12 protein-coding genes are annotated in these 12,735 nt (G+C 51.8%); 4 read left to right on the top strand and 8 right to left on the bottom strand.

Annotated features, from left to right (window positions below):
- Positions 1 to 54: 54 nt before the first annotated feature.
- Positions 55 to 849, bottom strand: coding sequence for an AraC family transcriptional regulator (locus A3848_RS12115; RefSeq protein ID WP_074085191.1), 795 nt, complete (start codon positions 847 to 849; stop codon positions 55 to 57).
- A 162-nt stretch (positions 850 to 1,011) separates the two neighbouring features.
- Between A3848_RS12115 and A3848_RS12110 the strand changes: the two genes are divergently transcribed.
- Entirely contained in the window at positions 1,012 to 2,364 is a 1,353-nt protein-coding gene (locus A3848_RS12110) for a glycoside hydrolase family 30 protein (protein ID WP_074085190.1), read from the top strand.
- A gap of 102 nt (positions 2,365 to 2,466) precedes the next feature.
- Here the strand turns inward: A3848_RS12110 and A3848_RS12105 are convergent, their stop codons facing one another.
- Positions 2,467 to 3,579: a glycosyltransferase gene (locus A3848_RS12105; protein WP_074085189.1), complete on the bottom strand. Its 1,113-nt coding sequence runs from the start codon at positions 3,577 to 3,579 to the stop codon at positions 2,467 to 2,469.
- 180 nt (positions 3,580 to 3,759) lie between these two features.
- Between A3848_RS12105 and A3848_RS12100 the strand changes: the two genes are divergently transcribed.
- The 3 genes from A3848_RS12100 to thiD all read left to right on the top strand — a co-directional run bounded on the left by A3848_RS12100 (position 3,760) and on the right by thiD (position 6,665).
- Positions 3,760 to 4,296, top strand: a complete 537-nt coding sequence (locus A3848_RS12100) for an RNA polymerase sigma factor (protein WP_074085188.1) — start codon at positions 3,760 to 3,762, stop codon at positions 4,294 to 4,296.
- The gene (locus A3848_RS12095; protein ID WP_074085187.1) at positions 4,293 to 5,744 is read left to right on the top strand and encodes a DUF4850 domain-containing protein; all 1,452 of its coding nucleotides are present in this window, start codon (positions 4,293 to 4,295) and stop codon (positions 5,742 to 5,744) included. Before A3848_RS12100 ends, A3848_RS12095 begins: the two co-directional genes overlap by 4 nt.
- Before the next feature lie 108 nt (positions 5,745 to 5,852).
- Complete coding sequence (gene thiD / locus A3848_RS12090; RefSeq protein WP_074085186.1) at positions 5,853 to 6,665, top strand: bifunctional hydroxymethylpyrimidine kinase/phosphomethylpyrimidine kinase; 813 nt, start codon at positions 5,853 to 5,855, stop codon at positions 6,663 to 6,665.
- Between the two features lie 286 nt (positions 6,666 to 6,951).
- On the opposite strand, the gene A3848_RS12085 is transcribed toward thiD, so the two are convergent.
- The 6 genes from A3848_RS12085 to A3848_RS12055 all read right to left on the bottom strand — a co-directional run bounded on the left by A3848_RS12085 (position 6,952) and on the right by A3848_RS12055 (position 12,728).
- A complete protein-coding gene (locus A3848_RS12085; RefSeq protein ID WP_074085185.1) occupies positions 6,952 to 7,860 on the bottom strand; it encodes a hypothetical protein in 909 nt (302 codons plus the stop codon).
- A 74-nt stretch (positions 7,861 to 7,934) separates the two neighbouring features.
- Positions 7,935 to 8,462 carry a GNAT family N-acetyltransferase gene (locus tag A3848_RS12080; RefSeq protein WP_083612112.1) on the bottom strand — a complete coding sequence of 176 codons (528 nt, stop codon included), beginning with the start codon at positions 8,460 to 8,462 and terminating at the stop codon, positions 7,935 to 7,937.
- Positions 8,463 to 8,822: 360 nt separating this feature from the next.
- Complete coding sequence (locus A3848_RS12070; RefSeq protein WP_074085183.1) at positions 8,823 to 9,869, bottom strand: aromatic ring-hydroxylating oxygenase subunit alpha; 1,047 nt, start codon at positions 9,867 to 9,869, stop codon at positions 8,823 to 8,825.
- Between the two features lie 315 nt (positions 9,870 to 10,184).
- Positions 10,185 to 10,616, bottom strand: coding sequence for an L-fucose mutarotase (gene fucU, locus A3848_RS12065; protein WP_074085182.1), 432 nt, complete (start codon positions 10,614 to 10,616; stop codon positions 10,185 to 10,187).
- Between the two features lie 15 nt (positions 10,617 to 10,631).
- Positions 10,632 to 11,282, bottom strand: a complete 651-nt coding sequence (locus A3848_RS12060; protein ID WP_074085181.1) for a class II aldolase/adducin family protein — start codon at positions 11,280 to 11,282, stop codon at positions 10,632 to 10,634.
- Between the two features lie 3 nt (positions 11,283 to 11,285).
- Entirely contained in the window at positions 11,286 to 12,728 is a 1,443-nt protein-coding gene (locus A3848_RS12055) for a rhamnulokinase (protein ID WP_074085180.1), read from the bottom strand.
- Positions 12,729 to 12,735 lie beyond the last annotated feature (7 nt).

Here is a 12,735-nt window from a genome sequence, read left to right as displayed (position 1 = left end):
ATAGACAAGGCCCGGCCCGCAGCATAATCGAATATGCTGCGGTTTTTTTTGCGTTCAGGAACGTTTACGGTACACTCCGGGAGCTACACCGTATCGTTCACGAAAAACTCTATGAAAATAAGTATAACTGCCAAAGCCCGTTTCCTCCGCAATCCGCTCCAGCGTATAGTTGCTGTTGTCCATCAGCTGCAGGGCCATCGCCAGGCGGATTTGCCCGGTGTACTGCATAATCGAATAGCCAAACTTCGCTTTGAACAGATGAACCGCCCGGGTGACACTGACACCTGCGTGGCGCGCAACATCCTCCAGCCTGATCAGCGAAGTGGCATGCTCTTCTATGTAATTCTTCATCTTCAATCCGAGCAGCAGCGATGCCGACGGACCCACGGGCGCTTCGGCAATTGCGCGGTCCAGCAGAAGGCAAAGTGCTTGGAACAGGGCTTCGAGAATTTCCGGGCTGCCTCCGTCCAGCCGCCGTTTCTCCAGAATCAACTGCTTCCAGACGCTCTGCAGCTTGCCGTCCTCAGCGATTCGCGTCTTCTTGGCCCGCTCCTGCTTGTTCCACCAGTGGTCCACCCACTCCCCCGTGCACATGACGTAATAATCCGCGCTGAAACCCAGCGGACTCTCCTTCTCGCCTATTCTCAGATCGTATACTTCACCGGGACGGAACAGCAGCAGGTCTCCGGGAAGCACGGTAACCATCTCACCATCAATTAGCGCCTCCGACTCCCCCTCGGCCTGAAGCCTTATGATATAAGTATCCAGTCCCTCACGGAAGGGTTGCCAGAAGGGCTGGATATGCCGGGAGAAGGAGCTGAGGTGAATATGAACACCGGGTGATTCCATGGTCTTCCTCCTTTCAGTTATAAGCCTAACGACCAGATCGTTGAGGTTCTTAACCATATAGTTTCTTCAAATACCACTAGAATACCTTCTATAATCAAGAAGAAACGGCGATGCCGTCCTAAATCAAAAATCAACAACACTTTCAGGAGGTTCTGCACAGTTATGACTATAACCCATTCAACCGTTCGCGTCATTCAGACAGCCAAGGAGACCGGAGACCGGTTAACCGAACTGGAGGCTCTGGCCTTTCAGCCGGATTCCGCAGAGAAGGAAAATGAGCTCATTAATATTTATGAGGATCTGGAATACCAGGTCATCGAGGGGTTCGGCGGAGCATTGACCGAGGCTTCAGCTGTAACTCTGGCCAAGCTCAGTCCAGGGAAGCAGCAGGAGATCATCGATGCCTATTTTCACCCCGAACATGGGATCGGTTACACCCTGTGCCGTTCACATATCCAGAGCTGTGACTTCTCCAAAGGTAACTATGCATATGTCGAAGGTACCGACCCTGAGCTCTCCTCCTTCAATATTTCCAGAGACCAGGAATCGATCCTGCCGCTGATTCAGCGGGCTGCTTCTTCTGTCGGTGACAGCTTCCGGCTGTTCTCCTCCCCGTGGAGTCCTCCGGCATTCATGAAAACCAATGGTGAAATGAATAACGGTGGCAAGCTGAAGCCGGAGTACAGACAAGCCTGGGCAAATCTGTTCGTGAAATACATCCAGTCCTATGCTGAAGCAGGAATCGATATTTGGGCGGTCAGCGTGCAGAATGAAGCCAAGGCTGCACAGATCTGGGACTCCTGTATTTACACTGCTGAAGAGGAAAAGGATTTCGTGCGCGATGAACTCGGCCCTGCCTTAGAAGCAGCCGGCTTGTCCCATGTCAAAGTTTTGGTCTGGGATCACAATAAGGAACGCGTGTACGAGCGGGCGAAAACCGCTTTTGAAGATCAGGCTGCTTCTAAGTACATTTGGGGCATTTGCTTCCACTGGTATTCCGGTGATCATTTTGAAGCGCTCAGTGCAGTTCATGACCGTTTCCCGGACAAAAAGCTGTTCTTCAGCGAAGGCTGCCAGGAAGGCGGCGTTCAACTTGGCTCCTGGAATACAGGAGAACGTTATGGTCATGACATCATCGGCAACCTGAATCATTGGATGTCCTGCTGGACCGACTGGAATATCGTCCTGGATGAACAAGGAGGTCCGAACCATGTAGGCAACTTCTGCGATGCTCCAATTATCGGGGACACCACCAAAGATGAAGTTATTTACGAGAGCTCCTACTACTACATCGGCCATTTCAGTAAATATATCCGTCCAGGCGCAATCCGGGTCGGCAGCTCCAAATATACCGACAAATTGGAGACCACTGCCTTCCGCAATCCGGACGGAACCTATGCCGTTATTGTGCTGAACCGCACGGACAGCCAACTGCCGTTCACGCTGCGGTTCAAGGGTGAGCTGGCTGAGAACATTATCCCGGCTCACGCGATTCAGACACTGCTATTCCAGTAAAGCAGAACAATCCCACTTGAGGCCTGATCTCAAGTGGGATTTGTGTGTTTGGGGAAATCGGCAGTCAGGTTGGGCGGAGCACTTCAGGAAGGCAAGCCACTCTTATTCGGCCTGATCTGAAAATGGCTCATGCTCAACATATTTGTTACCGAGCAGGTTTTTGAAATAATTCCGGTTGAACAGCATGCTGGGATGGGTGGGGTGATAACGAAGTGCCGTTTCATTGAACCGGTTTGCCTTCTCATGTTGTCCGAGCCGATCATAACATAAGGCCAGCTGCAGATTCGGGAGCCAGGTGCTATAGGTTTCATTCCGCATCCCCATGGAATCACTGTTCCGTGGCAGCATTACAGCCAGCTCATACCAGTAGATTGCCTGCAGCAGCTGGTTCTTCTCCAAGTGCCATGCCGCCAGCCTGCAGCAGAATTCGGGCCGTGGCTTGTCAACTTTCAGAGTCAGGCAAAGTGCTTCAAAAGCCCCCTCCTTATTCCCCAGCCGTTCCATGCACTCAGCCAGACGAAGGCAGGCTTGGTAATTATCCTCGACCCAGCCCAGGCCCCCTTTCAGAAAAAGATTGTAGTATTCGCAAGCTTCCTCATTCCTCCCGTGGTCGCGTAGCTCATTGGCGTAGTAGAACTGGTCGCGTGGTGAGAATACCTCCCCGGCAGCGGCCCGTTTCTGGTAGATCCGCAGATTACGGTCCGTAAAAGCTTTGTCTTTATCATGGGTGATACAGACATCACTGCTGAAGGATGGCCCATAGACCTCCAGATACTCATGCACCGGCCCTATCCACTTGAAATTACAGCTGCGGCGGACCAGCCGGTTGCGGCGGAGTGACGTAATCACATGGCCTGCGGAATCGAAGGCCAGATTATACGGCATATTTACACTGTCGACATGCTCCGGAAGGCTGTGCTTAAGTGCTCTAAAAAGCTCCTGATCTCTGCCTTTCAGATAATCATCAGCATCCAGCCACAGAATATAATCCTTGGTGGCCTTGCTGAAGGCAAAGTTACGGGCCGCCGAGAAATCCTCAATCCAGGTAAAATCATAAATTACCGCACCAAAGGACGCGGCGATTTCTTGGGTCCGGTCTGTTGACCCCGTATCAACGATAATGATCTCATCCACGATGGATGCTACCGAAGATAAGCAGCGGGGCAGGCTGTTCTCTTCGTTGCGGACGATCATGCATAAGCTGATTTCAATCATGGCAGCCTCCTAAACGTTATACTTCTATATGGATATGCGGATGGAGCCAATTGGAACCCCTCCTCTAACCCACAGCTCTCTTTGGCCTGCGCCAATTTTTTGGCGTAATATTTTTTACCAAAAAAAGAAACTTTTCCTGGAATGCAGGGGTCAATACAGTAGAGAACAAGGGGGGACAGCATGTCTATCGTAACGAATGAATCGGCCACCATGACCGCCGCCGCATTACAGACACTGATGGAGCATTATGGCGAAGATGTATGGAACTATGCCTATTACCTGGCACGCAGCAGAAGCGCCGCCGATGATATTGCCCAGGAGACCTTCATCCGGGCCTACAAATATATGAATACCTTCCGCGGTGAAGCCGCGGTCAGAACCTGGCTGCTGCAGATTACCCGAACCCGTTGGCTCACCTACCGGAGCAGCAGCTTTATCCGGCGGGTAACCCTGCAGGATCACATTGGCAAAGATTCTTCCAGCCCGTCTGCCGAAGAGGTGTTTTTGCAGCAATCCCTGAGCAGTGAGGTTTGGAGGATAGTCCTGAAGCTGCCCCGCAAGCATAGAGAGGTGCTAATGCTCTACGCCCACTATGGGCTGAGTATGGAGGAATTATCCGGACTACTGGGAATCTCGCTCTCTGCGGCCAAATCGAGACTGCACCGGGCAAGGCAACAAGCGAACGAATGCTGGGAGAAGGAGCTGGGAAGATCATGAGCACATCACCTGAGGATTGGGAAAAACAATTGAAGGAGAAGCCTTTTGACGGTACACAATTCACGCCGCAAATGAGACAGAATGTCGAAGAACACCTGAGAATACAGCAACACAAGCGGTTCAGAGGCTGGAGCTACGCAGCTGTGATGCTGCCGCTAGCCGCAATAATCTTATGGCTGGGTTACAGCAGCTGGGAGCCCGGCAAATCTGCCCAATCCACCATTGCGGCTGTCACTCCGGCTGTCACTCCGGCCGTCACTCCACAGGACAACGGAGTGTTGGAGGACGCCCCGGCGGGCAGCACTCAAAGGAGCCCTAACAAGGACCGGACAGTTGGTATTGCCAGCAACTATGCAGCAACGGTCTCCTTCCCTTCTTCGGAAGAGGGGCAGTCAGAAATATCCCTCCCGCTAACTGCTATGTTCTCCGTTCCAGCTCTGGAGGGCGGCGAGACCCATGTAACTTTACCGCCGCTGCCAGACATGACTTACCCGCTTCCTCCGGACATGGAAGGCAAACTTCAGGCGGCACTCATCTTCCGGGCCGATACCGGCAGTGCATATATCCTGCTGGCACCTGCAGGCTGGACCGCATCGGCTATCACCGGAGCCAACGGCTCCTATGGTGTCACCTTTGAAGATCCGGAAGATCCGCAGCGGACCTTGCAATATTCGGATAACGCCTGGGGATGCCAAGGCTGCGCCGTGGGTGATATCGGCACATATATCCCCGGCAAAGCCGATTGGGCAGATGATTATGGAATGACCATTGCCCCCCGGGAATTCACCCGGCAGCAGGTGATGGGAGCCGAAGGTCCGGATGCCCGGACCGTGCGGTATACAGTAGCTGCGGAAGCAAAGGGGTATCAGGCGGATGGAGCCGCCTACTATGAGGAGGGGGAATGGGGTTACCTTTTCCGCAAGCTGGAGCTGACCGCCTCACCCGGCTCATTCGGACAAGACATGATCGATACCATATTGAGTTATTTCACAACTTATCATGGTCCTCTTCTCCTTCCTGCTGTCCAGAATACAGAATCTGCCGCAGGCGATACGGGAAATACAACAGAGTCTCTATATCTGGCTCTGGAACAGCGGGGGATGAGGCTGAGCCGTGTACTGGACACCGAGGAGCATTTGTTCAAAAAAGAGCTGGCAGGCAGATGGCCGGATGAGCTGCTGATCGACAAGACCGATACTCCGGTGCGCCCGGACCGCCTGTCCGTCTATACCTACGATAATGCCGGGGAATGCGCCGCCGGGCTGGATGCGCTGAAGCTTGCGATTAACCGGACGACCTACGACGGAGGAGCACGGATTTACCCTCATGCCTTCAGAAACGGAAAATTTCTTGTGGTGTACTGGATGGGCGGTGACAACGCCGAGCCTTACCAATACGACAAGGCCATCAAGACAGCGCTAAGCAGCCTGGACAGTGATAAGGAATAGACCTGTCTATCTAAACCTTACACGGAGTGCGGACACCGGGAATGATTTTTGTTATAATGTCGTAGAGTTGCGCAGTACCTATTCATATACCAGAAGGGGACGTTCGCTTTGTCAAAAATCATTAAGACCCTAACCATTGCCGGAAGTGACTCCAGCGGAGGTGCCGGTATCCAGGCCGACCTCAAAACCTTTGAGGAGTATGGCACTTACGGCTTCAGCGCATTGACGACTATTGTTACGATGGACCCGGATAAAGGCTGGCATCACAATGTCTATCCGATTGATGCAGCTATCGTGGCGGAGCAGTTGAAAACAGTGTTCGCAGGCGGTCCTGTAGACGCCATGAAGACCGGAATGCTGGGCAGTGTAGATATTGTGCTGGTTGCGGAAAAAGCGATCAAGGACAACCTTCAGACCAACGTGGTCATTGATCCGGTTATGGTCTGCAAAGGAGAAGATGAAGTTCTCAACCCGGAAAGCGCAAATGCCATCCGTGATCTGCTGCTTCCTTTGGCTACGGTGGCAACACCCAATCTGTTCGAAGCCGGTGTCCTTTCCGGGCTGGGCAAGCTGACCTCCATTGACGAGATGAAAGAAGCCGCGCGCCTGATTCATGGGCTTGGCACGAAGAATGTTGTTGTCAAGGGCGGCAAAGCACTGGGCGGCGACCTGGCGATCGATGTGTTCTTCGACGGCTCCGAATATACCGTACTGGAAACAGCCAAAATCGAACCAGCCTATAACCACGGTGCGGGCTGCACCTTTGCGGCTGCCATCACAGGCGGCTTGGCAGGCGGCTTGTCTGTGCATGATGCTGTCGCAAAAGCCAAGGATTTCGTCTCCGCAGCCATCCGCAGCGGTTACGCATTCAACCAATATGTCGGCCCTGTCTTCCACGGCGGCTACCGGCTGGAGCGATAACACCCCGAGAGGCCTTCACTAGCAATACATCTATGTGCGGGAGCGGATTATTCTGCACAGCTTTTGTAATACTTAAAGAATGGCAGAACATAAGGGCGATGCCCTTTTAGTTCTGCCATTCTTATTATTCATCTATAGATGAGATAAATGCCCAGACAAGCGAATGACTATTCAAATCCTTCCTCAATCGGGAACTCGCTATCCTTTCCCGATGCTCCCATCACAAAGCAAACAAGCGGCACCGCTGTGCCGCTCCTTGCATATATAGCCCATTTTTTGCGAAAATTTACTTACCAGTGTTTTCCTCGGCAATATGCTTCACGAATTGAAGGATCTTATCCTTAGGCTTATCTCCGCCCAACACTCCAATATCTATCGATTGGGTGTTATGGTTGATCGGCAGAGAAGACACGAATTTCGAGTCTGTAATATCTACAGCGTAGAGCTCGTTCACGGTACTCTCCCCTAATTTCCCCCATTTCAGACGGGGATCATCCTTGGCGATCTTGCCATCCCCCAGAATCGGCTCCAGATTCTGAAAGCCATCCTGGCCGCCGATCCATTTGAGTGTAGCTTCATCCAGAATCAGAATATCCGGTGAGTTGGCTGCCAGCTCGACTACAGCCTTTTGCATATAGTTCATATCCAGTGTATCAGAACCTTCGCCGGTCTTGGGAAGGTATACAATGCTGGTGTCCACCCGTTTCCATTCAGGATACTCATTAACAATCGCCTGGTTCAGAGCGTCCATCTTGCCGTCCTTGTCCTTCACACCAAAATTGCCGATGAACATAATTTTCGCATCAACCGGCGGCAGGGAGGCCAGATATTTTCTGTGCTGCCAGTTGTTATACAGCGCATTACCAGCGAAGACAAGTACGATTACCGCGATAATAGAAATAATGACATGTGTTTTATAGAGCCGCATAAAGCGTTCCCATTTCCGCGCTCCACCGGCAAGACTGCCGTATTTAGCCAGCCGCTGATCTTCAGCCTCCTGAATTTCCTGCTGGTCTCTGGAATCCAGTATAAATTTGATGGCTTGAAAATCCTCTTCATACGCTGCGATTTCCGCTTCATTGGTCAAAGAGCGCCGCCGTCTAAGCAGCAGATCGAACCTTTTGTCCAATTCCTCTCTGGTTACGGTCTCAGGCAACCCTAACCTTTCATAGGCTTGTTTCAGTTTCTCGTTCACAATCAAGTCTCCTTTGGGTTGATGCCGGTCCTGCATTTCGCCGCTGCCGGAACAGTCTGGAATCGTTGTGGCTTCTACTTCTCTATTTTATCAGACATGCACCTACTTTCTCCAGTCGACTCCATGATAATGAACTCCCGTTCCGTTTCTCCGTTCTTGTTCAGGAAAGATGTAGTACGCACAAAGCCTGCTTGAGTATAGAGTGTGAACGCTCTTTGATTAAAAGCAGCAACAGTTAATCTAAAGCCCGAGGGTGCATACGTCGCCTGACCAAATGCCAAACCCGCTTGCACAAAGCCGAGCCCCTTCCCCTTTCCTGTCAGATCCGGCCTCATCCCCAGCCCGATATCCAATACATCGTCGCCTATGTACAAACCCTGCAGCCTGCCCCCTGGAACCTGAGCATTTTGTCCATAACAAAAGAATCCAACCAGCTCACCCTCAGTGGAAAGCACCGAGAAATACGTTCCGTCCAACATTTCTTGTATGTCTTCGGGATCATCTGTCATATTATAGATAGAATATGGCGGTTCATAGACCCAATTCACAATTTTCCGGGCTTGCTGTTCATCCATTGCTGCGATGCAGTAATCATTTGCCATGCCTCTGTTCAAGCTCCTTACCTCCACGTTAATGTTTATGCCCCTCTACATTCTATCCCAATCGAAAAGAGGCTTCCCCATGCTAACAGCTATTTTTATCCTTTTTTACCTCTATGCTCTGCTTCATCTGGTCACAGGGTTCGTTCAGCTTAAGTCTAAGCGAATTCCCGTCAAAAATGCAGTTTTTTTTATCACTGGCGGATTAGTCATTTTGTTAACTCCAAGCCATCAGGCCATCAGAAAAGCTCCAACTCTATATTTACAAAAAAACCTTCCTGTGCGCTGCTCCGGAGGAACAGGCACAGGAAGGGAATCTGCGAATCCGGGAATCGTATCATACAATGAAACTACACTCGATGATTAAGAAGTATAAGTCCGTCCAAGCCCAAGTTCCGTTAACAACTGACGGTAAGCAATTGAGGTTCGGTCCGCCGGAATATGTGCTTCTGCCTGCAGATCAAGCGGCAGATCCTCCGGAGTCTGCGACTCCACCATTTCTGCGTCTTCTGCGAAGACCTGCAGGTTGAAGTTGATCGTATCCTGTACCGGTGCGCTCTTGTCGAAGTTTCTGGAGATCGGACAGAAGAGCCGGGTATATCGCGCAGATACCGGGGAAGCACAGTTAAGAATTTTGAGTCTGCCTTCATCCGGAAAATAGACGGTAAGCGAAGCCGCAAACGGCGGGAACACACGGAATTCGCGCAGCCACATGAAGCCTTCCGGTGCCGGGTTCTCCTGGCCTTTCCCGTAATTGCTGACCGTGCTCCAGTATTCCGCAATCAGTTCGCTGCCTTCGCGTCTAACCTTGTATTGGGGAACCTCAGTGTTGTTGCGGTCACCGAAGGTTGCCGTATGCACATAAGCGAAATGTGAGACATCGAGGAAGCCTTCCATCTGGCGGCCGGACGAACCGGCAATATCGAAGCTCGGCGGCAAAATATTCATATAGTCCGGATCCTCCCACCCGGGGAAGGCTGGAATTTGCTCAGTTGATGAACCCAGGCAGGTCCAGATCAAGCCGTAGCGTTCAATGGCCGGATACACAATCAGCTTCAGCTTGGGTGAGATTTTGGAGCTGGGATGAGCCGGAACGGCGGTACATTTCCCTTCACAGTTATAGCGGAACCCGTGGTACGGGCACACAATTTCGCCATTCTCTACCCAGCCCTTGCTGAGAGGTGCTCCCCGATGGAAACATAGATCACGCGCGATGACCACTTTACCCTCACTTCGGTAGCATACCAGCTTCATATCCAGCAGCTTCACTGCGAGCGGTTTGTTCTGTACCTCATCTGCTATGGCGACCGGGTACCAATATTCAGCTAAGACCCGCCAGTCCTCAGGGGAGAATGTGCAGTCACGGGGAAGCTCGAGTTCATGCACCAGTTTCTTGTTTTCCTCAATCATGTTCGTTCCACCTCTCCACTCCCGATAAACTCCGTTAAGGTAATTTATTATATGTTAGATTATATAACTTATTGTGTATATTTTAATCTTGTTCCCCTAAAAAAATCAATCTAAAATCGTCTGTTTTTGGATTCCCGACTAAAAACACGATTTAAATGTTATGCATTATGACATAAAACATAACATAGTAGTCTTTGCACCTGCCACTCCTGCAGGCCGTGAAACCCAAAAAATCCTGCCAGTAATACATTCTCACGTGGAGAATCCATTACTGACAGGATTATTCCTGACTTCATATCCAACAGTCAAAAGGGATCAACTGCTCTTAATCACACCTTTTTTAAGAATAACATTACCGTAAAGCGCCTCTTCACCGGTGATTACAATAGCATAAGCACTTTGTGAGCGGGTATAGAAAGCAAAGCGTTCCTCATGGGAGATCTGCGCATCCTCATCAAAACCAGAAATGATTTCCTTATACGTATCCCAGATTACAGGGACTGTAGGATCTCCCGGAACGACACTCATGAGCGCAGCCTGATGATCCGCATAATGATCCAGCGGGAGCAGCTCCAGAACCGCAGCCAGCAGCTCAGGAATGCCTAAGCCGTCACAGCGGATCACCCGGGAATGCAGCGCATGGCCGGGAAAGTTGGCATCTGCGAGCACCAGCTCATCGCCATGGCCCATCTCCATCATGATTTTCACGAGTTCGGGGGAGAGCAGCTTGGGGATTTTCTTCAGCATGTTCAGATCCCCTCCTTACATTCCATAGAAGGACCGCAGCGCCACCAGCTCTTCAATCCGGTTCGGCGGCAGCTCACGTTCCCCGTTAATCATGCGGGTTAAAAAGGTCAGCTTGGCGGTGTATTCCAGCCGCTCCATGTTCATATATGCACCCATTACATCCTTGCCCCAGGACAGTGCGCCATGGCTTTCCAGCAGCACGGCTGTTTTCTTGCCCAGGAACGGCATGATGGAATCAGGAACTTCCTCCGTAGAAGGTGTGCCGTATTTAGCCAGAGGAATATCACCCATAGCGATAACGGATTCCGGCATCATCATTTTGTCGAGTGCTTCCCCTTTAATGGCAAAAGCAGTACCAAACGGCGGGTGCGCATGCACTACCCCGTTCATCTCTGGAAGCTCCCGGTATATCCGCAAATGCATTTTGACTTCTGTTGAAGGTCTGTAGCCTTCGTGTGCTTCTAGTATCTCTCCCTCGAGATTGACTTTGACCAGCATATGCGGCTCCAGATAGCCTTTGCTGACCCCAGTTGGTGTAGCTAACACTTCATTTCCGCTCAAACGGGCAGAGATGTTGCCGTCATTCGCGGCTATAAAATCCTTGTTGAACAAGTTCCTTCCGATATCGCAAATTTGCAGTCGCAGTTTCTTTTCCAGCTCATCCATGGTTTATTCTCCTCTATTATCATTTATTGGTCGATAGACCGTCAGGGTCTCGGAAGCTGCTACAATCTCTGCGGCCCGGCTGAAATCCAGTTCGCCCAGGGCTGCCAGCTGCACCAGCAGATTGCCGAGCGCACTGGCTTCGACGGGACCGGCTATAATTTCTCTTCCGGAAGCGTCCGCCGTCAACTGGCAGAGGAGCTTATTCTGAATCCCCCCTCCGACCATATGAACTTTACGAACCTTTTCACCAGTAATTTCTTCCAGCTCCCGGATCGCAGCCGCATAGGACTTGGCGAGGCTCTCCAGAATCGTGCGGACCATCGCCCCTTTGGTCTCTGGGACCCGTTGACCGGTACTCCGGCAGTATTCAGCGATACGTCCCGGCATGTCTCCAGGCGTACTGAAGACCGGATCATTCGGTTGGATAAAAGATTGTGCCGCCCCTTCGTTCCCGGCAAGTGTGGAAAGCTCCCCGAAGCTCAGCACTTCACCCGCTTCCGCCCAGGTCCTGCGCGTTTCTTGGAGCAGCCACAGGCCGGTAATGTTCTTAAGCAGCCGGTTCCCGCTGCCATAGCAGCCTTCGTTGGTGAAGCCATATTTATAGCTTGCCGGGGTTAGCACGGGAGCCTTCGTTTCCATGCCAACGAGTGACCAGGTACCGCAGCTGATAAACGCCGCCCCATCCTTCTCCATATATGGAATGGAGGCTACGGCGGAAGCTGTATCATGTGAGGCACCGGCAATAACGCGGATGGGTCCGCAGCCCAGCTCAGCGCAGAGCTCCGGCAGCAGCCTTCCGATGGCCGTTCCAGCCTCAACACGAAGCGGAATCAGACCCGCCGGAATTCCCAGCCTGCCGAGAACCTCAGATGAAGGGTCGCCAGTACCGGCGTCCAGCAGTCCGCTCGTACTCAGGATGGTTCTCTCCGCAGAAGCAGTTCCAGACAGCAGGTACAGGAACAAGTCAGGCATCATGAGAATATGGTCAGCACGCTCCTGAAGCAGCGGGTTCTCCTGCAAATCCGCAAACAGCTGATAAAGGGTATTGATCGGGTCCGGCTGATTGCCGGTAAGCCGGAACTGCTCCTCAGGCGGCAGCAGCTCCTCCAGGCGATTACGGTATTTCCCCATCCGCTGATCCCGGTAATGATGCGGAGAATCAAGCAGCTTCCCGGCATGATCCAAGTAGCCGTAATCTACTCCCCATGTATCCACACTGAGGCTTGTTATTTCTCCGTGAGCCTGGCACACCAGCTTGATTCCCTGCTTGATCTCCTGAAGCAGAGCCGGGACATTCCAGTATAAATGTCCGCTGTCCTGCACCGGCGTGTTGGCAAACCGGTGAACCTCCTCTGTCACCATGCTGCTTCCGTTATAAGTACCGAGGATCACTCTTCCCGAGCTTGCCCCGAGATCCACTGCCAGCAGTTTTATCCGCTTGCCCATTCCATTC

Source organism: Paenibacillus sp. P32E (assembly GCF_001909085.1).
Lineage (GTDB): Bacteria > Bacillota > Bacilli > Paenibacillales > Paenibacillaceae > Paenibacillus_AQ > Paenibacillus_AQ helianthi.
This window is presented reverse-complemented; position numbering and strand designations above follow the sequence as displayed.